The following is a 25,289-nucleotide window of genomic DNA, read 5'->3' on the forward strand; positions in this document are numbered from 1 at the left end:
TGGTGACGCTGGAGCCTTCCGGGGCCACGCACCCGAGCCGGTACGGTCCGGGACGCAACCTTCTCGGCGCGGCCAGCGTCAGGGGTGCGAAGGGGGTGCTCGATGTTGATCGCGAACCAGAGACATGCGCAGGATGCGCCGACGTTTGAGGAGTACGCCGCGTCCGCGTGGCCGCGGTTGTACCGAACTGCCTACTTGCTCGCCGGCAGCCACGCCGACGCCGAAGATCTCGCCCAGCAGACGTTGGTGCAGGCCTACCGCACCTGGAACAAGGTCAGCCGGGCCGACCAGCCGGCGGCGTACCTGCGCCGCATGATGACCAACCTCTACATTTCGGGACGGCGGCCGAAGTCCCGCAGGTTCGAGCTGTTGACCGACACCCCACCCGAGCCGCGAACGGGCTGCGGCTCCGGGCACGAGGACCGGCTCGAGCTGTGGCCGCACGTGGCGTCGCTGCCACCGCGGCAACGAGCGGTGATCGTGCTGCGGTACTACGAGCAACTCAGTGAGCGCGAGATCGCCGAGACGCTGGGCTGCTCGACCGGCAACGTCAAGTCCACCGCGCACCGCGCGCTGGCAGCCCTGCGGGCCGTGATCGGGTCCGACGCGCACGAGGGAGAGGGGGCCTGAAATGGGGATCGAGCTGGAAGAGACCCTGAGCCGCGAGCTGCACGAGGTGGCCGATCGACTGGCCGTGCCGCCGATGCCGGCGTTGCCTGCCCACGCGTCCTCCGGCGGGCGCCGGCCGAGCCGTCGAGCCTGGGAGCGGCCGCTGCTCGTTGCCGCGGCCACGATCGTGGTGCTCGCTGTCGTGGGCCTGCTGGCCGCGCAGGAAGGCAGGCACGACCTGCAGCCTGCACCTTCTCCCAGGCCGAGCGACACCGGGTGGGCCGTAGCATCCGGCACGACCGTGCAGCTCGGTAGCGGCAAGACCGTCGACCTGCACCGGCCCGTCGGGTTCCTGTACCAGACCTCGGCCGGCGTGCTCGTGATGTTCGGGTCGGAGAAAGCCCCGTGGGCCGGGAGCCGCAGGTACGCACTGCTCTCCGACGACGGGGCCACCCGGACCGACTTCACCATCCCGGTCGACGACATCCAGCCGGGCACCGACCCCACCCAGCCGTACGTCGTCTACGCGCAGGCGACTGACTCACCGACCACCTGGGACCTCGTCGTTCGCGACCTGCGCGTCAACAAGGTCGTGGACACGATCTCGGTCAAGGGCTCCTACACGTGGACGGACAACACCCCCGAAGGGGTCCCGGACGTGTTCCTCAGTGGCTCCCACGTCTACATCAGCTTCGACGACACCGCCGTGTCTGTCGACCTGAAGACGCGCAAGGTCACGCCGAACGACGTGTTGCCGGCCAGCGAGGTGCTGAACATCGACGGCGGCAAGGCCCTTTCCTTCGGAGACATGACGTTCAGCGACGACGGCACCATCGAGAACACCTGGCAGATCGTCGACATCGCTACCGGAGACGTCGTCTTGAAGAGCGACGGCGCGGACGAGCGACACGTCACCTCCGTCTCCCCGGACGGAAGCCACGCGATCGTCTCGGCCGGCGGGTGCACCGGTTCGTCCGCCTGCGACAAGCTCCCGAGCACGGCGTTCATCTACGACCTGGACACCGGAGATCATGTCGAGCTGGACGCCAAGGACGCTCTGCTCAGCTGGACCGCGGCCGGTTCCGTCCTGCGGGTCACCCCGACGGCCGGCACGGTCGACGTCTGTGGCGCAGACTCCGCGACGTGCGAGTCCACCAAGCTCGACGTCGGTAAGAGCGACGTGCAGCTGACCGACGTGATGAACTGGTGACACTCGACCCGCTCCCGCTGTGAGCGGCCCCAGCTGAACGGCCTGCGGCGACGACACCACGCATCTGCGGGCGGGTCTGCGGCGCGTCTAGCCGGGGTGGGTGGCGGTGCTCGAAGGTGGAAGTGCCTGGCGCTCAAGCGCGTGCATTCACACGTGAAATCACACCTTGCCAGGTTCGGCAAACCACTTGGATTACCTGTGTCTAATTCAGACCAGTCACGGCCCATCGGCGAGGGATCAGGCGCGCGGTAGCGCGACGACGTCCGGGGACAGCGGCGCTCTCGGGCGGTTTGCTTACACGCCGACGGGCAGCAAAAGCCTTTGCGCTGACGAGCACAGCCAGAAAGCCGGCGCGGCCGATGCGCTCCCGCGGGATCGGAAGCGTGGGCACAGTCCGGTCGGGTGCGCCGATCACCGTCGACGCCAGTCCCGTCCGGTCACCATCGAGGCCTCGATACGAGTCCGGGCCGTGTCGGGGGACATCGGAGGCCGGGCGCGGCCGGGTCGAAGGACGGTCCAGGCGCCCCACAGCACGAGTGCCGTCCCGATCATCGCGAGAATCCACATGGCTCCTCCTCAGTCAGTGGCAGCTGCTGACAGGCTGCGCCCGCAAGGGAAGCCCTGGAATAGGGCGATCGCCTTATCTCTGCTTGGCCACAGGTGCCACCACGCCCGCCCGGTGGGCGATGGCCGCCGCCTCGCCGCGGTTGGTGACCTGGAGCTTGGCCAGGATGTTCGACACGTGCACCGAGGCGGTCTTCGGGGAGATCACGAGAGTCGCCGCGATGGCTGAGTTCGAGGCGCCCTCGGCCACCAGCCGCAGCACGTCGAGCTCGCGGGGCGTGAGCCCGAGGTCGGCGTCACCGGACGCGGCTGCGGGCCTGCGCAGGCCAGCCGTGCGCGCGACCGTGACTGCCTCCTCGGCCAGGGGCCCTGCGCCGAGACGACGAGCGACCTCGTGCGCCTCCACCAGGAGGCCGGCGGCGGATCCAGACCTTCCGTGCGCCGCGTGTGCGGCACCCGCCCGGACCAGCGCGGTGGCGAGGTGGAACGGGAGACCGACCGGGCGCCAGGCGTCCACGACGTCGGACCACATCTCCGGTCCGTCCGCCTGGACGCGGCGGGCCAGGTCTGCCCGAGTGTGCAGAGCGAACGCGAGGTCCTGCGGCCGGCGCGGAGGCCGCCGGCCGAGGAGCTCCTCGATGCGCTCGACGACCGCGGCCCCCTCCTCGGCCGCTGCTGCCGGCCCGACGAGCTCCGCCTCGATCCGGGCAGCGACCCAGAGCAGTTGGCTCCTCGGGGTAGGGGACCGGCTGAGCCGTTCGTCATCGAGCCCCCGCCGGACCCAGGCGCGTCCCAGCGCCGGGTCGCCCGTGCGTGCCGCGATGTCGGCCTCGAGGTAGCAGAGCTCGATCAGGCCGTCGCGATCGAGGCCGGCCGGCGCCTGCTGCGACGGTGTCGCCGCACCGACCGCCCACGCCTCGAGGTGAGCGCGACGGCGCCCGGCGCGTCGGGTGAACGGCGCGGCGACGTCCTCGTCGATCACCAGGTCGAGCGCGGCCCGACCCTCGTCCCACCGGCCTGCCTCGATGAGGCTCACCGCATGCTCGACCTGGGCGTGGGCCCACAGCCCCGGCAGCGGGCCGGGCCGGTCGCCGCCGAGGATCCGGAGCAGGCACGCGTGAGTCTCGAGGGAGTCCGTCCCGGTCGTCCGCTGCACCGTGGCCAGGCTCATCAGCGCTTCGACGCGCACGAAGACGTCCTCGGTGCGGTCCCCGACGCTCACCGCCCGGTGAGCGGTCGCCAGCGCATCGGCGTCGTCGCCGACCAGCGCCGCGACAATCGACGCCGACGCCAGGGCGCGCGAGAGAAGCTCGGGTCGGTCGAGGGACTCCGCGACCGCCACCGCCCGGCGCGCGAACTCGCCGGCTCGGTCCGACCGGCCGTCGTCGAGGAGCGCGTCGACGGCCTCCAGGCAGGCCAGCATCGCCGACTCGGTCGGCGGATCCATCGTCACGTCGGCGACGCAGGCGAGCACCTCGTCGGGCGGCAGGTGCCCCGGCCCACCCCACCGCGTCCGGTGCCAGAGCAGCCTGAGCATCGCCCGTTCATGGGGCGTCACGTCCGCCGGCAGCGCCTGGACGGCGAGGTCGGCGTACCGCCGGCACTCCTCGCCGTCGGTCATGAGCAGGTGGGCGGCCCAGGCTGCGTCGGCGTACAGGATCCACAGATTCGTCCCGGTCCGCTCCTCCGCGTCGGGGACGCGCGGCCACAGGTCAGCGGCCTGCACGAGTAGCCGCTTCTCCTCGGCGTACGCCGACAGGTGGCGCGCCTCGGAAGCCGCCCGGACGGAGGCGACGACCGCGCCGGACTCATCGCCGCCGCGCCGGCGGTGGTGCGCGGCCGCCACCAGCGGGCCCAGCCCGTGCGGCTCGTCACCCAGCACCGCGCTCCATCGTCGGTGCGCCTCGCGCTCCGCACCGGGCAGGATCCGCGCCAACGCGGCCTCCTGGAGCAGCGCGTGCCGGAACTCGACGCGGCCGGTCCGGCGCACCAGAACCCCGGCCGACACCGCCTCGGCGTACCCGGCGTCGAAGGCCCCCGGTGCGAGCGGTGCTGCCCGGGACAGCTCGTCTGGCGACGCGGTGAGCACCGCCAGCGCCGCCGTGTCGACCACGGCACGTGCCGCCGGCGAGAGGCGGTCGATCCGATAGCCGAGGACTCGTTCCGCGAGGTGCCCCACGTCGTCCGGGCCCGCGGCCACCACCTCCTCGACCAGCAGCGGGACACCGCCGCTGAGCTCCGCTATCCGCCTCGACTCCTGATCCGGCGCGGGCGTCCCGCCGCGCAGTGCCGTCACGTGCGCAGAGACGTCGTCCGACGACAGCCGGGCGAGCTCCACACGCACGCCGTGTCGCAGCGACCCGAGCTCGGCGATCAGGGCCTCGCAGCGCGCGAAGGCCGGGTCGTCGGTGCGCGCGGTGAGAACGAGGAGGATCCGCTCGTCACGCAGGGAGCGAGCGAGCAGCTCGAGCAGGTCGCGGCTGGTCTCGTCGGCCCAGTGCACGTCCTCGATGACGACCAGCAGGGCTCGGGCCTGGCCCACGTCACGGAGCAGCCGGATCACGACGTCGAACAGCTGCGCCTGCGACAGCACCGGCGAGCCGGTGCCCGGGACGGCGAGGATCTCCGGGACGAGCGCTGCCACGGCGTCCCGCCCGCGCCCGGTGAGCCGACCGAAGCCGGCGCCGAGCTGCGAGTGCAGGCTCTCGAGGACGCCCCGGATCGGCGCCAACGGCAGCGACCGACCTGCGCCCGCGGAGCAGAACCCCCACGCAGCCAGCGCGCGCTCGCGCACGAGCCCGTCGGCCAGCTCCGCCACGAGCCGCGTCTTGCCGATCCCCGCCTCACCGAGCACGACCGCGACCCGGGGCCGGCCGGCAGCCGCGGCTGCCGCCAGCTCGCGGAGATCCGCCATCGGCCCCTCCCGGCCGACCATCGGCGCGGAACCTGTCGCCGACATGGCCCCATACTCGCACCGCAGGGATGCGTGGTCACCCACCGGAAAGGCCCGTGGGCGACCTGTCCACGAGCACCCTGGTCGGCTTGGGCCCGCTCGCGCTCCTGGTCGGCGTGCTCGACCGTCGACATGCCGACGACCGGGGACGGAGGAGGTCCAGGCTTCGAGCGTTCCGCCCACGTCAGTTTCCGTCCGGGCCACGCCCTCGCGTCGTCCTGCGAGGGGAATGCGACCGAAACGGCTCAGGGCGCGTGCGGGCGGCGGTCGGCCATCGGCCCGATGGAACAGACACGCCCCGGACAGGGAATCGTCCCCGAGCTCGGTGTCCACAGCACGTGGACAACGCCTCCTGGGAGGTCCCGTCCTTCTTGGGAATTAGACACAGCCGTCCCAGTGGTTTGCCGAACTCGCACCTTGCTGCCGAACTCGCCAACGCCTGAAGTCGGTGTCTTGGACAGCGCACGCTCATCGGTGCGGGCTCAGGCGGTCAACGCAACACCTCGGCTAGTGCTTGGGATGGTGTCTTGAAGCCGAGGGTTTGTCGAGGTCGTCCGTTCAGCTCGTCGGCGATGGCGTCGAAGTCGGCTTGGGTCAGGGTCCGGAAGTCGAGGGTGCGGGGCAGGTACTGGCGAAGCAGGCCGTTGGTGTTCTCGTTCGACCCGCGTTGCCACGGTGACTTGGGATCACAGAAGTAGACCTCGACTCCGGTGGCTTGAGTGAACTTGGCGTGCTCGGACATCTCGTGGCCTTGGTCCCAGGTCAAAGTCCTGGTCAGCGCTGCTGGCAGGTTCGTGATCTTCGCAGCCAGTGCATCGGCGACCAGATCTGCCTTGTGGCCGTTGGGCAGCGCGACGAGCATCACGAACCGAGTCGAGCGTTCGACCAGAGTCGCGACTGGGGTCATGCCCTTGCCGAAGACCAAGTCGCCCTCCCAATGACCCGGCACAGCGCGATCCTCGGCCTCAGCCGGCCGCTCGGAGATGTTGAGGATCCCGGGCCGGCCACCACGACCATCAGGAAGCCGGATCCCTGCCGACCGCCGAAGTACTCGCTTGGTCCGCAGATAGGCGGTCAGCTCTTTGCGCAACGCACCGCGGGACTGGATGAACAAGGTGCGGTAGATCGTCTCGTGCGACACCTGCATCTCCGGTTCATCTGGGTAGGTGGCCTTCAGCCAACCCGCGATCTGCTGCGGTGACCACCGCTGCCTCAGCTTCTCCGCCACGATGTCACGCAGTAGCGGCCGGCTGGCCAGCTTGCAGGTCTGGGGACGCCGAGCTCGAGCCCACGCCTGCTCATCTGCCCTCGCCGCGCGGTACCGACTCCGCCCGCCGTGCCCGCCGACCTCACGACTCACCGTCGACGGCGCCCTGCCCAAGCCGGCCGCGATCGTGCGCAACGACCATCCCGCTGCCAGACCCCTGGAGATCTCCTCGCGTTCGAGCAGACTCAACCGGCCCGTCGAACGCCGTCGAGCAGCCGGACGGATCCCGCCACACCGCACCAGGTAGCCATGGACTCCGCTGGTCGACAGCCCCAACGCACGAGCCGTCGGCTTGGCCGCATAGCCCGCCCGCAGACGAGCCCAGATCTCATCCTCAACAGCCGGCGTCACCCGGTGATAGCCACGTCCCATCGCAACCTCCTCGAATCAAGGAAGTGTTGCGCTGACCAATTGAGACCGCCGGCATGTGCGGACGCTCGGGATTGCGGCATGAGCGGGTCGTTGTAGAAGACTTAGGGCATGCACGACAGCGACCGGGACCTTCCTCGTTGGGGTGCCGGTGCGCGCCGAGCGTTCAAGACCGGGTTCTGGGTGTACGTGGCGCTTTGGCTGTTCGTGCTCGCGCTCGACCTCTTCGACGCTGTCTTCGATACACATCTTCGGCCCGACGACGTGCCGCCGTGGATTGTGCTGATCCTGGGCGGGCTCCTCGTCGCTTGGCTCTTGTGTGGCATCGCCTGGTTGGTGGGCGCCGCTGTGGCTGGATATCGGGACAACCCCCTCCAGTAACAGCCCGGCCACGGCTCATCCGCTCATCGGCATGTGCGTGCGTCTCGTCGCCTCCTGCGTCGACATCCTTGAGTGGCGAGTGGCGGCTCACGACGCTCCCGATGCCGGCCCCGTCTGGAACTCGTCAACGGTCGCTGGTTCAGTGTCCAGCCAGTCCGAGGGCGCTGCGCACTTGTACGACGGTTCCGGCTTCCCGTGTGTGGCACAGATCCGCAAGAAGGCGGGGATGAAGGTCGTGTACTGAACTCCTTCAACCTCATAGCCGATCCGGATCCCGACGCGATCAAAGGTCCCCGCGCTCTTCACCCGCAGCCCGAGCAGCAGCTCCGAGCCCGCCGAATCGTCGGAGATGGAGGCGCCGTCCGCCTCGACCATGGCGGACTCGTCCAGCTCGAAGTCGTCGGGTGGCCACGAGTCGATCACCTGGATGGCTCCCTCCTCCCGGCCGGGTCCGACGAGCATCGCCCCACGCAGCTCGATGGCGGGATCCCCGACCAGCGCAACATCGGTCAAGACCGCCGAGGGCGCCCCACGCAGCCGCAGTACCTCGAGTCCATCGGTGAACGACTCCCCAGCCGAGATCGCTTGGGCCCAGGCATGAGGATCCGGGAGCCGAAGGGGGCCCGCTCCATGCGCTTTCTCGTGCCCGCCTGCCGACTGCGTCGCTGTGCACCCGGACAGCGCGAGGATGGAGACGAGCAGCAGGGAGCACGCGGAGCCTTGGAGCGATCGTCGCATCACTGAGGGATCGACTTCCTTCACCCGGTTGGCAGCAGTCGGATCACGCGCCCAGCCTGATGCCGGCGAGCTCGGTCGTCGCCGTGCAGGTCAGGCTAATCGCCCCTCGTCACCACTGCCGGGCTTTTCGAGGCGTCACTCCCAGTCCGAGTTCCCCGGAGAAACGGTCAGTCCAGACCTTCGCCTGTTTCTGGTCCCGCGGGCTCAGTCCTCGGTCGCCTTCGCCCACAGGTTGATGCCGGCGTCCACGGCGCTCTGGTCGATCGTCGCGAGCTCCTCCTGGCTGAGCGCAGGGAAGGCCAGTGCGTCGAGGTTGGTGTCGAGCTGCTCGACCGAGCTCGCCCCGATGACCGCTGAGGTCACCCGGTCGTCGCGCAACGCCCACTGCAGGGCCAGCTGGGCGAGCTTCTGGCCCCGCGCCTGCGCGATCTCGTTGAGCCGGCGGACGTGAGCGAGCACCTTCTCGTCGAGGTGGTCGCCGGGGATCGTCGAGTCGCTGCGGGCAGCCCGGGAGTCCTGCGGGACGCCATCGAGGTAGCGGTCGGTGAGCAGGCCCTGCGCCAGCGCGGTGAAGACGATGCAGCCCATCCCCTGCTGCTCGAGCTCGTCGAGGAGGCTCTGCCCTCCGCTGTCAGGCTGCTCGATCCAGCGGTTCAGCAGCGAGTACGACGGCTGGTGGATCAGCAGCGGGGTGCCGAGGTCACGGGCGATCGAGGCCGCCTCGTGGGTCTTCTCCGCGGAGTACGACGAGATGCCGGCGTACAGCGCCTTGCCCTGCCGGACTGCGTGGTCCAGCGCCATCATCGTCTCCTCGACCGGGGTCTCCGGGTCGAAGCGGTGGCTGTAGAAGATGTCGACGTAGTCCAGGCCCATCCGGGTCAGCGACTGGTCGAGCGAGGCGAGGACGTACTTCCGGGAGCCGCCGCCCTGGCCGTACGGGCCCGGCCACATGTCGTAGCCGGCCTTGGTGGAGACGACCAGCTCGTCGCGGTACGGGGCCAGGTCGTCCTTGAGGTAGCGCCCGAAGTTCTCCTCGGCGCGACCGTAAGGCGGCCCGTAGTTGTTGGCGAGGTCGAAGTGGGTCACGCCCCGGTCGAAGGCGCGTCGGAGGATGGCGCGCTGGTTGTCCTCCGAGCGGTCGTCGCCGAAGTTCTGCCACAGCCCCAGCGACAGCGCGGGGAGCTTCAGGCCGCTGCGCCCGGTGAAGCGGTACTCCATGCCGGTGGCGTCGGTGTCGTAGCGGTTCTCGGCGGCGGTGTAGTCGGAGCTCATGGACCCCAAGCCTGCCAGTGCTCCGCAACCACTCTGGACGCGGGCGCGCTACGCCGGGAGCAGCTCCGCGACCAGCGCCTCGACCCGGGCGCGGATCTCGTCGCGGATCGGGCGCACCGCCTCGATGCCCTGGCCCGCCGGGTCGTCGAGCAGCCAGTCCTCGTAGCGCTTGCCGGGGAAGTACGGGCACTCGTCGCCGCAGCCCATGGTCACGACCACGTCGGACTCCTGCACCGCCTCCGTGGTGAGCACCTTGGGCTTCTCGGTGGTGATGTCGACGCCCTCCTCGGCCATGGCCTCGACCGCGACCGGGTTGATCCGGTCGGCGGGCTGCGAGCCGGCGGAGAGGACCTCGATCCGGTCCCCCGCCAGGTGCTGGAGGAAGCCGGCCGCCATCTGGGAACGGCCGGCGTTGTGGACGCACACGAAGAGCACGGTGGGACGGTCGGTCATGCGCGGGCCTCTCGGGGACGGGGGTAGAGCAGCCGGACCATTGCGAGCGCGAGGGCGCCGCCGATCAGCTGCATCAGCACGAAGGAGGGGACCGAGGCCGGCGCGATGCCGGCGAACGTGTCGGAGAACATCCGGGCCACGGTGACCGCGGGGTTGGCGAAGCTGGTCGAGCTGGTGAACCAGTACGCCGCGGTGATGTAGCCACCGACGGCGTACGCGATGGTCTCCACCCTCCCGGTGCGCACGCTGCCGAAGATCACCATGACCAGGCCCAGGGTGGCGACCACCTCGCCCAGCCAGAGCCCGCCCCCGGTCCGCTCGTGGGTCGACAGCGAGACCGCGTCGAGGCCGAACATCAGGTTCGCGACAACAGCGCCGACCACGCCGCCGACGAGCTGGGCCGGCACGAGCGCGAGCACCTCACGGGTCGTGATCATGTCGAGCGCCCGCTCGACCAGCGTCACGACCGGATTGAAGGCCGCCGACACCGGCTGGAGGGCCAGGATCAGCGCGACCAGCGCGGCGCCGGTGACCAGGCTGTTCTCGAGCAGCTGCAGGCCGACGTCGTGGGGCGAGAGGCGACTCGCCGCGATGCCCGAGCCGATCACCGCCATGACGAGGAATGCGGTGCCGACCAGCTCGGCCCCCGCGCGACGGGCCAGGTTCATCGGGTGACGCCGCCGAGGAGCGATCCGACGTCGACGAGGGCCGCGGCGTTGAGGCGGTAGTAGACCCACACCCCTCGCTTCTCGCGATCGAGGAGCCCCACGTCGTGCAGCACCTTCAGGTGGTGGCTGATCGTGGGCTGGGAGAGGTCGAACGCGTCGTTGAGGTCGCAGACGCACGCCTCGCCGCCCTCGTGGGAGGCGACGAGCGACAACAGGCGGAGCCGGACGGGATCCGCGATGGCCTTGACGAGCGGCGCGATCCGCTCGGCTGCCTCCAGCGTGAGCGGTTCCTGGGTGAGCGGCGAGCAGCAGGCCACGGTCTGGACCGGCGTCAGCTCGAGGACGGACTTTGACATGCGTCTATATTGACAGATATCGATGCGTTGTTGCAAGGTGGCATCACATCGACACCGATCAATGTCTACAGGAGGTTTCCATGTCCCGCATCCAGCTCGCGCTCAACGTCGACGACCTCGACGTCTCGATCGCCTTCTACAGCGCGCTGTTCGGCGTCGCGCCGGCCAAGACCAGGCCGGGCTACGCCAACTTCGCCGTGGCCGAGCCACCGCTGAAGCTGGTGCTGATCGAGAACCCCGGCCAGGGCGGCTCGATCAACCACCTCGGCGTCGAGGTCGCCGACACCGACGCCGTCGACGCCGAGCAGACCCGGCTCGCCGGGCGCGGCCTCGCGTCGATCGACGAGCGCGGCACCACCTGCTGCTACGCCAAGCAGGACAAGTTCTGGGTCGAGGGCGCACCCCATGGCGAGCGCTGGGAGGTCTACACCGTGCTCGCGGACGCCGACACGTTCGGCGAGGTCCCGGAGGGGTCCACCTGCGGCTGCTGCGGCAAGGCGAGCTGCGACCTCGTGCCGTCCGCCACGGCGTGCTGCTGAGCGCTCACCCCGGCCGACGGCTCTCCAGCACCCGGAACCCCTTCGCGCTGGCGAGCCGCTCGGTCGGGTAGCCCTGCTCCCCCAGCCAGCGCTGCAGCGAGTCGGCACCCAGGTTCTTGCCGACCACCAGCACTGCCCGACCACCCGGCGCGAGCCGCGGCAGCCAGGTCAGCAACAGCTCGTGCAGAGCCTCCTTGCCGATGCGGATGGGCGGGTTCGACCAGATCTCGTCGTACGACGCGTCGCCGGCGACCCCGGCCGGCGTGCTGGCCGTGAAGCGGTCCGCGACGCCCAGCGCCGTGGCGTTCTCGTTGGCCAGCAGGACGGCACGCTCGTTGACGTCGACCGCGGTCACCACCGCCTCCGGCACCGCCACCGCGACGGCGAGCCCGATCACGCCCCACCCGCAGCCGAGGTCGAGGATCCGGCCCCGTGCCGGCGGATCGGTCTCGCGGAAGAGCACCGCGGTGCCCACGTCGAGCCTTCCCTGTGCGAAGACACCGGACCCGCTGGTCAGGTCGAGGTCGTGGCCCCAGACCGACGCCCGGACCGGGGCGCGCTTGAACGGCACCGACGGGTCGGCGCTGAAGTAGTGCTCATCCATCGCGCACCTCGGTGGTCGAGTCCGTGGGTACGACGCGCCTCGCGCGGGTCTGCTCGGCCCGGGCCGCCAGCTCCTCGTCGCCGGGGTAGCCGACCTCCTCGAGGGTGAGCCCGTGGGCCGGGGCGACGGTGACGGAGGGGTCACGGACCTGCGCCCGGAGCACCTCGGCCGCCCACGCCGCCGGGCGACGCCCCTCGCCGATGGCGAGCAGGCAGCCGACCAGGGCGCGCACCATGCTGTGGCAGAAGGCGTCGGCACGGACGGTCGCGACGGCGACCCCGGCCGGGTCCCGCTCCCAGGCGAGGTCGAGCAGCGTCCGGATCGTCGTCGCCCCCTCGCGTCGCTTGCAGAACGACGCGAAGTCGTGCTCACCGAGCAGCAACGCCGACGCCTCGTTCACCGCGTCCAGGTCGAGCGGGCGAGACCACGCGAGCACGTGGCGACGGGTGAGCGGGTCCACCGTCTCGGGCCGGTCCGCGACCCGGTAGGCGTAACGGCGCCACGTCGCGGAGAAGCGGGCGTCGAAGCCGTCAGCGGCCTCCACCACCCGCCGCACCTGCACGTCCGCGGGCAGGATCCCGTTGAGCCGCCGCAGCAGCGCCTCGGCCGGCGGGTCCTCGGACCGGCCCGCGGATGCGGAGAGCGTCGCGTCGTCGACGTCGAGGTGCGTCACCTGGCCGCGCGCGTGGACCCCGGTGTCCGTGCGGCCGGCGCACACCACCGACACCTCGGGCACCCGCAGGGCGGTGGCCAGCGCGGCCTCGAGCTCGCCCTGCACGGTCCGCAGCCGCGGCTGGGTCGCCCAGCCGTGGAAGTCGGTGCCGTCGTAGGCGAGGTCGATCCGGATCCGCACGACGAGAATCCTGCCATCGGTCGCCGTCGGGCCTCCCGGCCGCACCCGGGTCGTCCCTAGGATGACCGGGTGAGCGACCGGCCGCGCCAACCCGCCGTCCTCCTGGTCTCGGAGGAGAACGCCGACCTGCTTCTCGACGAGTTCGGGCGCTACGCCCGCGACTACGACCTGCACGCGGTCACGGGCGCGGCAGCGGCCGAGGAGCTCGCCGGCCGGCTCCGCGACGAGGGGCAGCAGGTGGCGCTCTTCGTCTCCGAGTCGGTGCTGCCCGACGCCCCGGTGCTCGAGGCCTTCGCGCGCTGGCGCGCCGTGGTCCCCACCGCGCGGCGGCTCATCGCGGCGCACTGGTCGCGCTTCCTCCTCGACGGACCGGACCTGCGGGCGGGCCTGGCCAAGGGCAAGTACGACGCCTACCTCCTGATGCCGCGCGGGCCGCGGGACGAGGAGTTCCACACCGCGGTCACCGAGCTGCTCTCCGACTGGGGCTCGACGGTCGCGGCCCCCGAGGTCGACACGGTGCGCGTCGTCTCGCCCACCGCCGACGCCCTCACCCTCGCCATCCGCGACTTCCTGGACCGGATGGGGATGCCCAACCGGGTCTACGCGCCCGACAGCGAGCTCGGGCGCGAGATCGCCGCCGAGCTCGACGGGGCACCGTCGTACCCCCTCGTGCAGGCGCTCGACCACCCGGCGATCGCGCCGCGCAGCGTGCGCGACGTCGCGGTGACGATCTACGGCCGCCCCGAGGACATCGACGTCGACACCGTGGTGGACCTCGCGATCGTCGGGGCCGGCCCGGCGGGGTTGGCGGCCGCGGTCTACGGCGCCTCGGAGGGCCTGTCCACGGTGGTGGTCGAGGCCGAGGCGGTCGGCGGCCAGGCCGGCACCAGCTCGATGATCCGCAACTACCTCGGCTTCCCGCGCGGCATCTCCGGGATGCGCCTGGCCCAGCGGGCCCGCAACCAGGCGATCCGCTTCGGCACCCGCTTCTTCACCGGCTGGGAGGTCCTCGCGCTCGAGCCCGGGGCCGAGGGCGCACCGCACGTGCTGCGCACCGACGGAGGCGACGTGCGCGCCCGCGCGGTCGTGGTCGCCGCGGGCGTCTCCTACCGCAAGCTGCGGGTGCCCGGCATCGACGAGCTCACCGGGACGGGCGTCTTCTACGGGAGCGCGATGACCGCGGCCCGCGAGATGGAGGGGTACGACGTCGTGGTCGTCGGCGGCGGCAACTCCGCCGGGCAGGCCGCCATCCACCTGGCGCGGTTCGCCTCCTCCGTCACCATCCTGGTGCGTCGGCCGGGACTCGAGGAGACGATGTCGAGCTACCTGGTCAACGAGATCCGCTACAGCTCGCGGATCACCGTGCAGCCGTGCTCGGAGGTCGCCGAGGTGGGCGGCGAGGGCCGCCTCGAGTGGGTCTCCGTGCGCGACACGGTCTCAGGCTCGCTCGAGCGGCGCGAGGCGCGCGGGCTCTTCCTGCTGCTCGGTGCCGAGCCGCACTGCGACTGGCTGCCCGACGCCGTCGCCCGCGACGACAAGGGCTTCGTGCTCACCGGGCGCGACGTCCCCAGGGCCCGGTGGGTCGACGGCCTGCCGCCGAGCAGCCTCGCCACGACGGTGCCCGGCGTCTTCACAGTCGGTGACCTCCGGGCCGGCTCGATGAAGCGGGTGGCGGCAGCCAGCGGCGAGGGGGCCTCCGTCGTACCCCTCGTGCACGCCTGGCTCGAGTGACCCGGACCTGATCCTGGGCTCAGGCGAGCTCGTGGCGGTACGGCGGGTCGGCGCCCGGCCGCGACACGGTGACCGCGGCCGCGCGTGCGGCGTGGGCCAGGATGCTCTCGATCTCGTCGGGGGCCAGGTCGCGCAGGCTGTCCCGGCGGTCCGCGCCGAGCCGACCCGCGTCCCAGAGCGCGTCGACGAGCGCGGCGCCGAAGGTGTCCCCCGCGCCGATCGTGTCGGCGACCTCGACGACGTGGGAGTCGACCTCGACGACGTGGTCCGGTCCCACCCACATCGCCCCCTCGCCGCCGCGGGTCACCACGACCACCGCGGAGCCCAGGGAGAGCAGCCGTCGGGCGGCGGTCACGAGGTCGAGCTGGGGGTAGAGGGCCTCCAGGTCCTCGTCGGAGGCCTTGACCAGGTCGGCGATGCCGGCCATCCGCTCCACCCGGTCGATGAGGTCCGGGCCGGTGCCGGTGATCGCCGGCCGCGCGTTGACGTCGTAGCTCACCGTGGCGACCTCGCGGAGCCCCTCCAGCAGCGCGAAGACGTCGTCGGCCCCGGGGCTGAGCACCGCGCCCAGCGAGCAGGTGTGCACGGCCAGCGGGTGCGGCTCCACGTCCACCGGGTTCAGGCGCCACTCGAGGTCGAACTCGTAGTCCGCGGCCCCGTCCACGCCGATGGTCGCCTCCGCGGTCGAGGTGCGGGCGACCGCGCCCGGGTCGGTGGCGAGGGTGACCCCGGCCGAGTCGAGGTGCTCGGCGATCAGGCGTCCGTGGTCGTCCTCGGCGAAGCTGGTCGCGAAGCGGACCGGTCGTCCGAGCCGGGCGAGCGCCACGGCCACGTTGGCGGCGCTGCCGCCGGCGTACTCCTTCACCTCGCCGTCGGCCGCATTCACGATGTCGACCAGGGACTCACCCACCACCAGCACGTCGCGATCCATGGGACGGGTCTACAGCATCGCCCCGCCGTCGGCGACGCCGGGGCTTCACGGTCCGGACCGTGGGACGGCCGGACAGGGTCTAGGGTCCGGGCATGGAGCTGATGCCGCTCGATCCCAGCGCGGGCGACCCGCCGTACGAGCAGCTGCGCCGGCAGATCGCCTCCCGGGTGGCCACCGGAGAGCTGACCGCAGGCACCCGGCTGCCGACGGTGCGCGCGCTGGCGGACGAGCTGCACCTCGCGGTCAACACCGTGGCCCGCGTCTACCGCGAGCTCGAGGCCGACGGCGTCGTCGTGACCGAGGGGAGGCGCGGGACCTTCGTCGCCGCCTCGGCCGCCGCGGGCACCCGTGAGGCGGCAGGGGCCGCGGCGACGTACGCCGCCACCGCGCGCCGGCTGGGCCTCGGGCTCACGGAGGCCCACAAGCTCCTCGACGAGGCGTGGGCGGCAGCGGGCCGCTGAGCGGCCGCGCCGGGAGTGTCCCAGACAACGACGAAGACCCGCCACCCTTGCGGGTGACGGGCCTTCATTGACCTGGTGCGGGTCAGGCCTTGTCCTCGGTCTCCGAGGTCTCCTCGGCCGGAGCCTCCTCGGTGGCCTCGTCGCTCGCCTCGGCCGGAGCCTCGGTCTCGACCGCCGCGTCCTCGGCCGGGGCCTCGGTCTCGGTGGCGTCCTCGGCCGGGGCCTCCTCGACCGGAGCAGCCTTCGGAGCCGGCGTCGACTTCGACTTGCTCGTGGGAGCCTTCGGCGAGTACGCCTCGGTCACGAGCTCGATCACGACCATCGGCGCGTTGTCGCCCTTGCGGGGGCCGATCTTGGTGATCCGGGTGTAGCCACCCGGGCGCTCGGCGAAGGTCGGCGCGATCTCGGTGAAGAGGACGTGCACGACGGACTTGTCGCGGATGGTCTTGAGGACCTCGCGACGGTTGTGCAGGTCGCCCTTCTTCGCCTTGGTGATCAGCTTCTCCGCGACCGGACGCAGCACGCGCGCCTTGGCCTCGGTGGTCGTGATCCGGCCGTGCTCGAACAGGGCGGTGGCCAGGTTCGAGACGATCAGGCGCTGGTGGGCCGGGCTGCCGCCGAGGCGGGCGCCCTTCTTGGGAGTGGGCATCTTGCTCTCTCGCTTCTCTCCGGCCGTGTCAGGTACCGGGGTAGACGACCGGCGGTCACCGGTCGGTTTGGGTGGTCGGGGCGGCCGTCACCGGCCGCCCCGCACCGGGGCTCTCAGTACTGCTCGTCCTCGACGCTGATCAGTACTGTTCGTCTTCGACAAACGCGTCGTCGTCGTCGTCGCCGTACGCCGCCAGGGCAGCGTGCGGGTCGAAGCCGGGCGCGCTGTCCTTGAGGGACAGGCCCATCTCGACCAGCTTGGCCTTGACCTCGTCGATCGACTTCGCGCCGAAGTTGCGGATGTCGAGCAGGTCCTGCTCCGAGCGCGAGATGAGCTCACCCACGGTGTGGATGCCCTCACGCTTGAGGCAGTTGTAGGACCGGACGGTCAGCTGCAGGTCCTCGACCGGGAGGGCGAGGTCGGCAGCCAGCTGCTCGTCGACGGGCGACGGGCCGATGTCGATGCCCTCGGCCTCGACGTTCAACTCGCGGGCCAGACCGAACAGCTCGACCAGGGTCTTGCCTGCCGAGGCGATCGCGTCGCGGGGACGGATCGACGGCTTGGTCTCGACGTCGATGACCAGCTTGTCGAAGTCGGTCCGCTGCTCGACACGGGTGGCCTCGACCTTGTAGGTCACCTTCAGGACCGGGCTGTAGATCGAGTCGACCGGCATCCGGCCGATCTCGTTGTCGGCGCCCTTGTTCTGCACGGCGGACACGTAGCCACGACCGCGCTCGACGACGAGCTCCATCTCCAGCTTGCCCTTGTCCGACAGGGTGGCGATCTTCAGGTCGGGGTTGTGCACCTCGACGCCGGCGGGCGGCGCGATGTCGGCGGCGGTGACGGCACCGGCGCCGGACTTGCGGAGGTACATCGTGACCGGCTCGTCGTGCTCCGAGGAGACGACGAGGCCCTTGAGGTTGAGGATGATCTCGGTGACGTCTTCCTTGACACCCTCGATGGTCGAGAACTCGTGGAGGACCGTGTCGACCTTGATGCTCGTGACCGAGGCACCGGGGATCGACGAGAGGAGCGTGCGACGCAGCGAGTTGCCGAGCGTGTAACCGAAGCCGGGCTCGAGAGGCTCGATGACGAACCGCGAGCGGAAGTCGTCGACGGTCTCTTCCGACAGTGTGGGGCGCTGTGCGATGAGCACTATTTCTTTCCTTTCCGGGCCCACCCGCTATTTGACGAGCCCGAACTGCGTGGTTGAAAAGGAAGTGGATGACCGCGCCGGCGCCCGAGAGGGGTGAGACCGGCGCGGTCCCCCGGGTTACTTCTTCGAGTAGTACTCGACGATCAGCTGCTCCTGGACCGGGATGTCGATCTGGGCCCGGACCGGGAGCTGGTGCACCAGGATGCGCATGCGCGAGGGGATCGCCTCGAGCCACGCGGGGACGACGCGCTCGCCGTGGGTCTCGCGAGCCACGATGAACGGGGTCATCTCCAGCGACTTCTCCCGCACGTCGATCACGTCGTGGGCGGTGACCTGGAAGGACGGGATGTCGACCTTCCTGCCGTTCACCTTGAAGTGACCGTGCACGACGAGCTGACGAGCGTGGCGACGCGTGCGGGCGAACCCGGCGCGGTAGACCACGTTGTCGAGGCGGCACTCGAGCAGCTGGAGCAGGTTGTCACCGGTCTTGCCGGAGCGGCGCGAGGCCTCGACGTAGTAGTTGTGGAACTGACGCTCGAGGATGCCGTAGGAGATGCGCGCCTTCTGCTTCTCACGAAGCTGGAGGAGGTACTCGCTCTCCTTGATGCGACCGCGGCCGTGCTGGCCGGGCGGGTAGGGGCGACGCTCGTACGCCGAGTCGCCACCAACGAGGTCGACACCGAGACGGCGCGACTTCTTGGTCATGGGGCCGGTGTAACGGGCCATAGCTCAAAGTCTCCTGTTCAGTCTCGGGTGATCAGACGCGGCGGCGCTTGGGCGGCCGGCATCCGTTGTGGGGCGTGGGCGTGACGTCCTGGATGGTGCCGACCTCGAGGCCGATGGCACCCAGCGAACGGATCGCCGTCTCGCGGCCCGAGCCCGGACCCTTGACGAAGACGTCGATCTTCTTCATCCCGTGCTCCATCGCCCGGCGACCCGCGGCCTCGGCGGCCATCTGCGCGGCGAACGGGGTGGACTTGCGCGAGCCCTTGAAGCCGACGGTGCCGGCAGAGGCCCACGAGATCACCGCACCGGTCGGGTCGGTGATCGTGACGATGGTGTTGTTGAACGTGCTCTTGATGTGGGCTTCGCCCTGAGCGACGTTCTTCTTCTCCTTGCGGCGCACCTTCTTGGCGCCAGCCGCTGTGCGGCTCTTGGGAGGCATGCAGTTATCTCCTGAAGTAGCTGGTCGAAAGAGTTCGAGAGGTCAGTGGCTCGCCGTGAGGCGAGACGTCACTTGGCCTTCTTCTTGCCGGCAACCGTGCGCTTGGGGCCCTTGCGGGTACGCGCGTTGGTCTTGGTGCGCTGACCGCGGACCGGGAGGCCCATGCGGTGGCGGCGACCCTGGTAGCTGCCGATCTCGATCTTGCGGCGGATGTCGGCCTGGACCTCACGACGGAGGTCACCCTCGATCTTGTAGTTGGCTTCGATCGCGTCACGGAGCTTGACCAGCTCTTCATCACCCAGCTGGTGGACGCGGAGGTCGGGGCTGACCCCGGTGGTCTCCAGCAGCTGCTGGGCGCGGGTACGGCCGATGCCGTAGATGTAGGTGAGTGCGACCTCGATGCGCTTGTCGCGCGGGAGGTCGACACCAACGAGGCGTGCCATGTGGTGGCGGTGTCCCTTCGATATCTGCAGAGGTTTCTGGTCGTGTCGCGCCCCACTCCTCGTCGGGTGGGCTCCGGCCTCTGCGCCGGAGGTGGTTCGGCTCGTCGTGCGACGGGCCAAGCGATCACGTTGAGGTGTTCAGTTGTGGTCGGGCTGGATCAGCCCTGGCGCTGCTTGTGGCGCGGGTTCTCGCAGATCACCATGACGCGGCCGTGGCGACGGATCACCTTGCACTTGTCACAGATCGGCTTGACACTCGGCTTGACCTTCACGAAAGGTCCTTTCCCGCTTCAAAGAAGCTCGTTCGGCTGCTTACTTGTAGCGGTAGACGATCCGACCTCGGGTGAGGTCGTACGGCGAGAGCTCCACCACCACGCGGTCCTCGGGGAGGATCCGGATGTAGTGCTGGCGCATCTTGCCGCTGATGTGGGCGAGAACCTTGTGCCCGTTGCTCAGCTCGACGCGGAACATGGCATTCGGCAGGGCCTCCACGACGGTGCCCTCGATCTCGATCACGCCTTCTTTCTTCGGCATGTCCTCCACAATCTGTTGGTCGGTCCGACCCCTGGGAGGGGGTCGGGTGGTCTACCGTGTCTGCACCGGAACCGGCATGGACCGGGTCCGGGTGGCCCGGGAACCTCCCGCCACGGGTGGCGGGTGGACCTCGTGCAGCCGCTCCGGAAACCTCTTCCCGGGCACAGCCGGACGTGCTCGATGGAGCTCGTCTGACGGTGATCCGGGCAGCCGCGAGGCACCACGAAGCAGACCCACGTTGGGCCGACACGCCAGTTTAGTGGCAAAACGCCGGCAAACACGAATTCGCCGGCAGGGTCACCCCGCGAGCAGCCGCAGGGTCTCCTCCCGGGCCGGGCTGCCGGCCGGCTCGGTGCCGACGTACGCTCCGGCGACCGGGTGCACCATCACCTCGTCCACGTCGTACGTCGCGGCGAGGTCCGCGATCCGGGCCTGCGCCTGCTCCGGTGCCCCGATCACCCAGCGCGAGCGCATGGCGTCGACGATGTCGCGGTGGGCGTCGGGCAGCTCCACCTTCTCTGCCTCCTCCACCAGGACCTGGGCGGCCAGCGGCTGCCCGGTGCGCAGGGCGTGCATCGACAGCAGCTGGGGCCGCGCGAGCCGCTCGGCCTCTTCCGGGGTCGGGGCGACGACGGCGTTGACGGTGAGGAAGGTGCGCGGCTCGGCCAGCTCGGGTGAGGGCCGGAAGGTCGAGCGGTAGAGCTCGAGGGCCTCAGCGGTCCCACTTCCCGAGAAGTGATGGGCGAAGACGTAGGGCATGCCCTTCTCCGCCGCCAGCCGCGCGGAGTAGTCCGAGGACCCCAGCAGCCAGATCTCGGGCACCGACGTCGCGGCCGGCGTGGCGCGCAGCGGGTAGCTGCGTCCCTGGATCCCGATCGACACTCCCCCGGCGTCCATCATGGCGAGCACGTTGTCGACGTACTCCGGGAAGCGGGTCACCGCCTCGTCGCTGACCCCGCCGGCACCGTGCCGCAGCGCGTAGGTGGTGACCGGGTCGCTGCCCGGGGCCCGGCCGATGCCGAGGTCGATCCGGCCGGGGTAGGCGGCCTCGAGCAGGGCGAACTGCTCGGCCACGACCAGCGGCGCGTGGTTGGGCAGCATCACGCCCCCCGACCCCACCCGCAGGTTGCGGGTGGCGCCGGCCACCAGACCGATCAGCACCGGCGGGTTGGTGGCCGCGACCGCGGGCATGTTGTGGTGCTCGGCCAGCCAGTACCGGCGGTAGCCGAGCTCGTCGGCCACCCGGGCCAGGGAGAGCGTGGCCGCCACCGCGTCCCGGGACGCCTGGTCGCTGCGCACCGGCACGAGGTCGAGGACGGACAGGGTCGGGCGTCGTGGACTCACCCTCGTACAACCCGGGACCGCGGACCCGGTATTCCGGGCCGCCTCATCGCTCGCCGGACTCCCCGAGCGAGATCGTCCGCTGCTCGATCTCGGCCTGCGTCATGTTCCTGGACACCGTCAGGCTCACGATCGCGGTGACGGCCAGCGTGCCGACGATGACGACCAGCGAGAGCCAGATCGGGATGTCGGGCGCCCACCCGACGGGCTCGCCGCCGTTGATGAACGGCAGCTCGTTGTCGTGCATCGCGTGCAGCACCAGCTTCAGGCCGATGAACCCCAGCAGGATCGCCAGGCCGTAGGAGAGGTAGATCAGCCGCTGCAGCAGGCCACCGATGAGGAAGTAGAGCTGGCGCAGGCCCATCAGCGCGAAGACGTTGGCGGTGAACACCAGGTACGGGTCGCTGGTCAGGCCGTAGATGGCCGGGATCGAGTCCAGGGCGAAGAGGAGGTCGGTGGTGCCCAGGGTGAGCACCACGAGGAACATCGGGGTGATCAGCCGCTTGCCGTTCTCCCGGGTGAACAGCTTCGTGCCGTTCCACTCCTTGGTCGCCGGCAGGTGACGCTCCGCGAACCGAACCAGGCGGTTCTCCTCGTACTCCTCCTGGTCGTCGTCGTTGGCGCCCTCCCGGGCCAGCTTGATCGCCGTCCAGAGCAGGAACGCGCCGAAGATGTAGAAGACCCAGCTGAACTCGTTGATGGCCGCGGCGCCGACGATGATGAAGAGCGCCCGCATCAGCAGGGCGAGGACGATGCCGATCATCAGGGCCGTCTGCTGGTACTGCCGGGGCACCGAGAAGTTCGCCATGATGATGATGAAGATGAACAGGTTGTCGACCGACAGCGAGTACTCCGTGAGCCAGCCGGCGAAGAACTCCGGGCCGGGGTGCGGCGAGAGGGCGTGCGGCTCGGCGAAGACCCACAGCGCGACCCCGAAGACGACGGCGAGCCCGATGAAGAACGCCAGGTGGCGACTCACCTCGCCCATCGAGGGCTCGTGCGGACGCCGGGCGATCACCACGAGGTCGATGAACAGGGCACCGACCGTGACGACGATCGTGAGGGCCCAGACGAACGGGGAGGCGACGGAGTCGCCCATGATGGAGTTCAAGGAACTGCTCTCCTCCGGAGTTGACGGCCATGCCGGCGTAGTGGCTACGCCGGCCGTTCATTTCTCCGGAGGTCTCTTCCGCTCGGCTGACCGAGCCGGTGGCACCGGGTCCGGGCGAGCCCGGGCCGTACTGACGACACCACCGTGACGGGAATACTCCCCTCCTGGGACCCCATGGTCCCACGCCGCGGCAACCGCGGTCCAACCGTCGGCTCAGGAGCCCCCGTACGGGACCCCGAGCGCGGCGAGCGCCGACGCACCGCCGTCGAGGGCGGTGAGCACCCACGCCCCACGAGGAGTGAGCGTGAAGGTGTGCTCGAAGTGGGCGGCCCAGGAACCGTCGGAGGTGATCACCGTCCAGTCGTCGTCCAGGACGACGGTGTCCTTGCTGCCCAGGGTGACCATCGGCTCGACCGCCAGCGCGAGCCCCTCGACCAGCTTGGGTCCCCGACCCGGACGGCCGAAGTTCGGCACGTTGGGCGGGAGGTGCATCTGCGAGCCGATGCCGTGGCCCACGTAGTCCTCGAGGATGCCGTAGTCGCCCTGGGAGCGCACGTGGGTCTCCACCGCGTGCGAGATGTCGGTGACCCGGCCCCCGAGACGGGCTGTAGCGATCCCCCGCCACATGGCCTCCTCGGTGGCCCGCATCAGCTCGGTCACCTCGGCGGGCACGTCGCCGACCGCGACCGTGATGGCCGCGTCGCCGTGCCAGCCGTCCACGATGGCCCCGCAGTCGATGGAGATGACGTCGCCGTCGGCCAGCACCCGGTCACCGGGGATCCCGTGCACGACCTCGTCGTTGACCGAGGCGCAGATGGAGCCGGGGAAGCCGTGGTAGCCCTTGAACGACGGCGTCGCGCCCGACGAGCGGATGTTGTCCTCCGCGATCGCGTCCAGCTCGCCGGTGCTGATCCCGCCCCGCACCGAGGATCGCAGCAGCTCGAGCGTCTGCCCGACTACCAGGCCCGCGCGACGCATGTCGGCGATCTGGGCGGGGGTCTTGATCTCGAGTCCGCGGTCACGCAGGCCCATGTCGGCTCCCGTCAGCTTTGAGGGACGACGTCGAGAGCTTCGAAGATGCGCTGGGTGACCTCGGCGACCTCGCCCATCCCGTCGACCTCGATCAGGATCCCGCGACCGCGGTAGACCTCGATCAGGGGCTCGGTCTGCTCGACGTAGATCTCCTGGCGTCGGCGGATGACGTCCTCGGTGTCGTCCGCGCGACCCTCGACCTGGGCGCGCTGCAGGAGGCGCCCGACGATCTCCTCGGGGTCGACGGTCAGCACGACGACCGCGTCCAGGCTGTGCCCGGTGAACTTGATCATCCCGTCGAGCTCTTCGACCTGGGCCAGCGTCCGCGGGTAGCCGTCGAGCAGGAAGCCGGGCTCGGCGTCCTTCTCGTCGATCCGGTTGCGGACCATCAGGTTGGTGACCTCGTCGGGGACGTAGTCGCCGGCGTCCATGTAGCGCTTGGCCTCGACGCCGAGCTCGGTGCCCTGGGACACGTTGGCCCGGAAGATGTCACCGGTCGAGATCGCAGGGATCCCGAAGTGCTCGGCGACGAACTTGGCCTGGGTCCCCTTGCCCGCGCCGGGAGGGCCCATCATGATCAGTCGCATTTACCGGAGGAATCCTTCGTAGTTGCGCTGCTGGAGCTGGCTCTCGATCTGCTTGACCGTGTCGAGCGCGACACCAACCATGATCAGGATCGACGTCCCGCCGAACGGGAAGTTCTGGTTCGCGTTGAGGAAGACGAACGCGATCAGTGGGATCAGGGCGATCAGGCCGAGATAGAGGGCACCGGGCAGCGTGATGCGGGACAGGACGTAGGACAGGTAGTCCTCGGTCGGCTTGCCCGCCCGGATCCCGGGGATGAAGCCGCCGTACTTCTTCATGTTGTCCGCCACCTCTTCGGGGTTGAAGGTGATCGAGACGTAGAAGTAGGTGAAGAAGACGATCAGGAGGAAGAACGTGATCATGTACAGCGGGTGGCTGCCACGGACGAAGTAGTTGTTGATCCACGCCACCCAGGCGGAGCTGCTGTTCTGGTTGAACTGCGCCGCCATCGCCGGCAGGTAGAGCAGCGACGAGGCGAAGATGACCGGGATGACACCGGCCTGGTTCACCTTCAGCGGGATGTACGTCGAGCTGCCGCCGAACATCTTGCGCCCCACCATCCGACGGGCGTACTGCACCGGGATCCGGCGCTGCGCCTGCTCGATGAAGATGACGGCCGCGATGACCAGGAGGCCGATCAGCACCACGATGCCGAAGACCCACCAGCCCTTCTGCTTCTGCACCGCCCACAGCGAGGACGGGAAGCCGGAGACGACCTGGGTGAAGATCAGCAGCGACATGCCGTTGCCGATGCCGCGCTCGGTGATCAGCTCGCCGAGCCACATGATCACGGCGGTGCCGGCGGTCATCGTGATGACCATGACCAGGAAGGTCCCGGTGCCGTTGCTGTGCAGCAGCGGGTAGGTGTTCGGGTCACAGCCCTGGAGCAGGTTGCCCGAGCGGGCCAGCGCCACGATGCCGGTCGCCTGGAGCAGCGCCAGTCCGAGGGTCAGGTAGCGGGTGTACTGCGTGATCTTGGTCTGCCCCGACTGCCCCTCCTTCTTCAGCGCTTCGAGCCGCGGGATGACCACGACGAGCAACTGCAGGATGATGCTGGCGGTGATGTAGGGCATGATCCCCAGCGCGAAGATCGTCAGCTGGAGCAGCGCACCGCCCGAGAACAGGTTGATCAGGCTGTAGATGCCCGAGTTGCCCACGTTGTTCAGGCAGGTCTGGACGTTGGACACATCGACGCCCGGGGTCGGGATCTGGCATCCGAGCCGGAAGATCGTGATGATCATCAGGACGAACAGCAGCTTGCGCCGCAGGTCCGGAGTCCGGAAAGCGTTCGCGAACGCGCCTAGCACAGGATCC

The 25,289-nt window shown here is 70.0% G+C and carries 28 protein-coding genes; 6 read left to right on the forward strand and 22 right to left on the reverse strand.

All coding sequences use genetic code 11. The features are described from left to right. Positions 1 to 102 precede the first annotated feature (102 nt). Both H0S67_RS19070 and H0S67_RS19075 read left to right on the forward strand, forming a co-directional pair. Positions 103 to 630, forward strand: a complete 528-nt coding sequence (locus H0S67_RS19070) for a SigE family RNA polymerase sigma factor (RefSeq protein WP_180934323.1) — start codon at positions 103 to 105, stop codon at positions 628 to 630. A gap of 1 nt (position 631) precedes the next feature. Further along, entirely contained in the window at positions 632 to 1,819 is a 1,188-nt protein-coding gene (locus tag H0S67_RS19075; protein WP_180934324.1) for an anti-sigma factor, read from the forward strand. Positions 1,820 to 2,459: 640 nt separating this feature from the next. On the opposite strand, the gene H0S67_RS19080 is transcribed toward H0S67_RS19075, so the two are convergent. Then, positions 2,460 to 5,342 (reverse strand): helix-turn-helix transcriptional regulator, encoded by a 2,883-nt coding sequence (locus H0S67_RS19080; RefSeq protein WP_180934325.1) that lies wholly within the window; start codon positions 5,340 to 5,342, stop codon positions 2,460 to 2,462. 484 nt (positions 5,343 to 5,826) lie between these two features. After that, entirely contained in the window at positions 5,827 to 6,975 is a 1,149-nt protein-coding gene (locus H0S67_RS19085) for an IS30 family transposase (RefSeq protein WP_246354701.1), read from the reverse strand. A gap of 108 nt (positions 6,976 to 7,083) precedes the next feature. Here H0S67_RS19085 and H0S67_RS19090 point away from each other — a divergent pair, with 108 nt between their 5' ends. Further along, positions 7,084 to 7,353 (forward strand): hypothetical protein, encoded by a 270-nt coding sequence (locus H0S67_RS19090; RefSeq protein ID WP_180934326.1) that lies wholly within the window; start codon positions 7,084 to 7,086, stop codon positions 7,351 to 7,353. A gap of 87 nt (positions 7,354 to 7,440) precedes the next feature. Here H0S67_RS19090 and H0S67_RS19095 read toward each other — a convergent pair whose 3' ends face one another. From H0S67_RS19095 to H0S67_RS19115, 5 genes are all read right to left on the reverse strand, one after another. Further along, positions 7,441 to 8,115, reverse strand: coding sequence for a hypothetical protein (locus H0S67_RS19095; protein WP_180934327.1), 675 nt, complete (start codon positions 8,113 to 8,115; stop codon positions 7,441 to 7,443). Between the two features lie 180 nt (positions 8,116 to 8,295). Continuing rightward, positions 8,296 to 9,363 carry an L-glyceraldehyde 3-phosphate reductase gene (gene mgrA, locus H0S67_RS19100; RefSeq protein ID WP_180934328.1) on the reverse strand — a complete coding sequence of 356 codons (1,068 nt, stop codon included), beginning with the start codon at positions 9,361 to 9,363 and terminating at the stop codon, positions 8,296 to 8,298. A 48-nt stretch (positions 9,364 to 9,411) separates the two neighbouring features. After that, a complete protein-coding gene (locus H0S67_RS19105; protein WP_180934329.1) occupies positions 9,412 to 9,816 on the reverse strand; it encodes an arsenate reductase ArsC in 405 nt (134 codons plus the stop codon). Next, entirely contained in the window at positions 9,813 to 10,484 is a 672-nt protein-coding gene (locus H0S67_RS19110) for an aquaporin (protein WP_180934330.1), read from the reverse strand. Before H0S67_RS19110 ends, H0S67_RS19105 begins: the two co-directional genes overlap by 4 nt. Then, positions 10,481 to 10,840 carry an ArsR/SmtB family transcription factor gene (locus tag H0S67_RS19115; protein WP_180934331.1) on the reverse strand — a complete coding sequence of 120 codons (360 nt, stop codon included), beginning with the start codon at positions 10,838 to 10,840 and terminating at the stop codon, positions 10,481 to 10,483. The genes H0S67_RS19110 and H0S67_RS19115 overlap by 4 nt, the downstream gene beginning before the upstream one ends. An 80-nt stretch (positions 10,841 to 10,920) precedes the next feature. Here H0S67_RS19115 and H0S67_RS19120 point away from each other — a divergent pair, with 80 nt between their 5' ends. Then, entirely contained in the window at positions 10,921 to 11,379 is a 459-nt protein-coding gene (locus H0S67_RS19120; RefSeq protein ID WP_180934332.1) for an ArsI/CadI family heavy metal resistance metalloenzyme, read from the forward strand. Positions 11,380 to 11,383: 4 nt separating this feature from the next. On the opposite strand, the gene H0S67_RS19125 is transcribed toward H0S67_RS19120, so the two are convergent. Together H0S67_RS19125 and truA are read right to left on the reverse strand one after the other, a co-directional pair. Then, on the reverse strand, positions 11,384 to 11,983 hold the full coding sequence (locus H0S67_RS19125) for a class I SAM-dependent methyltransferase (RefSeq protein ID WP_180934333.1): 600 nt from the start codon (positions 11,981 to 11,983) through the stop codon (positions 11,384 to 11,386). Further along, the gene (gene truA, locus H0S67_RS19130; RefSeq protein WP_180934334.1) at positions 11,976 to 12,836 is read right to left on the reverse strand and encodes a tRNA pseudouridine(38-40) synthase TruA; all 861 of its coding nucleotides are present in this window, start codon (positions 12,834 to 12,836) and stop codon (positions 11,976 to 11,978) included. Before truA ends, H0S67_RS19125 begins: the two co-directional genes overlap by 8 nt. Positions 12,837 to 12,905: 69 nt before the next feature. On the opposite strand from truA, the gene H0S67_RS19135 reads away from it, so the two are divergent. Further along, complete coding sequence (locus H0S67_RS19135; protein ID WP_180934335.1) at positions 12,906 to 14,567, forward strand: NAD(P)/FAD-dependent oxidoreductase; 1,662 nt, start codon at positions 12,906 to 12,908, stop codon at positions 14,565 to 14,567. 19 nt (positions 14,568 to 14,586) lie between these two features. Here the strand turns inward: H0S67_RS19135 and H0S67_RS19140 are convergent, their stop codons facing one another. After that, complete coding sequence (locus tag H0S67_RS19140; RefSeq protein ID WP_246354886.1) at positions 14,587 to 15,498, reverse strand: PfkB family carbohydrate kinase; 912 nt, start codon at positions 15,496 to 15,498, stop codon at positions 14,587 to 14,589. A 92-nt stretch (positions 15,499 to 15,590) separates the two neighbouring features. On the opposite strand from H0S67_RS19140, the gene H0S67_RS19145 reads away from it, so the two are divergent. Next, entirely contained in the window at positions 15,591 to 15,959 is a 369-nt protein-coding gene (locus H0S67_RS19145; protein WP_180934336.1) for a GntR family transcriptional regulator, read from the forward strand. Positions 15,960 to 16,041: 82 nt separating this feature from the next. Here the strand turns inward: H0S67_RS19145 and rplQ are convergent, their stop codons facing one another. The 12 genes from rplQ to secY all read right to left on the reverse strand — a co-directional run bounded on the left by rplQ (position 16,042) and on the right by secY (position 25,282). After that, positions 16,042 to 16,608, reverse strand: a complete 567-nt coding sequence (rplQ, locus tag H0S67_RS19150) for a 50S ribosomal protein L17 (protein ID WP_180934337.1) — start codon at positions 16,606 to 16,608, stop codon at positions 16,042 to 16,044. A gap of 139 nt (positions 16,609 to 16,747) precedes the next feature. Further along, a complete protein-coding gene (locus H0S67_RS19155; protein WP_180934338.1) occupies positions 16,748 to 17,764 on the reverse strand; it encodes a DNA-directed RNA polymerase subunit alpha in 1,017 nt (338 codons plus the stop codon). Positions 17,765 to 17,881: 117 nt separating this feature from the next. Further along, positions 17,882 to 18,490 (reverse strand): 30S ribosomal protein S4, encoded by a 609-nt coding sequence (gene rpsD, locus H0S67_RS19160; RefSeq protein WP_180934339.1) that lies wholly within the window; start codon positions 18,488 to 18,490, stop codon positions 17,882 to 17,884. Positions 18,491 to 18,521: 31 nt separating this feature from the next. Next, a complete protein-coding gene (rpsK, locus tag H0S67_RS19165) occupies positions 18,522 to 18,929 on the reverse strand; it encodes a 30S ribosomal protein S11 (RefSeq protein WP_090849777.1) in 408 nt (135 codons plus the stop codon). Between the two features lie 68 nt (positions 18,930 to 18,997). Next, a complete protein-coding gene (gene rpsM / locus H0S67_RS19170) occupies positions 18,998 to 19,372 on the reverse strand; it encodes a 30S ribosomal protein S13 (protein ID WP_180934340.1) in 375 nt (124 codons plus the stop codon). A gap of 158 nt (positions 19,373 to 19,530) precedes the next feature. Further along, entirely contained in the window at positions 19,531 to 19,644 is a 114-nt protein-coding gene (rpmJ, locus tag H0S67_RS19175; RefSeq protein WP_011757308.1) for a 50S ribosomal protein L36, read from the reverse strand. Between the two features lie 40 nt (positions 19,645 to 19,684). Further along, positions 19,685 to 19,906 carry a translation initiation factor IF-1 gene (gene infA / locus H0S67_RS19180; protein ID WP_011757309.1) on the reverse strand — a complete coding sequence of 74 codons (222 nt, stop codon included), beginning with the start codon at positions 19,904 to 19,906 and terminating at the stop codon, positions 19,685 to 19,687. 297 nt (positions 19,907 to 20,203) lie between these two features. After that, positions 20,204 to 21,250 (reverse strand): LLM class flavin-dependent oxidoreductase, encoded by a 1,047-nt coding sequence (locus H0S67_RS19185; RefSeq protein WP_246354887.1) that lies wholly within the window; start codon positions 21,248 to 21,250, stop codon positions 20,204 to 20,206. A gap of 43 nt (positions 21,251 to 21,293) precedes the next feature. Continuing rightward, a complete protein-coding gene (locus H0S67_RS19190) occupies positions 21,294 to 22,346 on the reverse strand; it encodes a TerC family protein (RefSeq protein WP_180937011.1) in 1,053 nt (350 codons plus the stop codon). Positions 22,347 to 22,571: 225 nt separating this feature from the next. Beyond that, a complete protein-coding gene (gene map, locus H0S67_RS19195; protein ID WP_180934341.1) occupies positions 22,572 to 23,390 on the reverse strand; it encodes a type I methionyl aminopeptidase in 819 nt (272 codons plus the stop codon). An 11-nt stretch (positions 23,391 to 23,401) separates the two neighbouring features. Continuing rightward, positions 23,402 to 23,977 (reverse strand): adenylate kinase, encoded by a 576-nt coding sequence (locus H0S67_RS19200; RefSeq protein WP_180934342.1) that lies wholly within the window; start codon positions 23,975 to 23,977, stop codon positions 23,402 to 23,404. Then, entirely contained in the window at positions 23,978 to 25,282 is a 1,305-nt protein-coding gene (gene secY / locus H0S67_RS19205) for a preprotein translocase subunit SecY (RefSeq protein WP_180934343.1), read from the reverse strand. Positions 25,283 to 25,289: the final 7 nt, after the last annotated feature.

The sequence above is a fragment of the Nocardioides ungokensis genome, assembly GCF_013466985.1.
Taxonomy (GTDB): Bacteria; Actinomycetota; Actinomycetes; order Propionibacteriales; family Nocardioidaceae; genus Nocardioides; species Nocardioides ungokensis.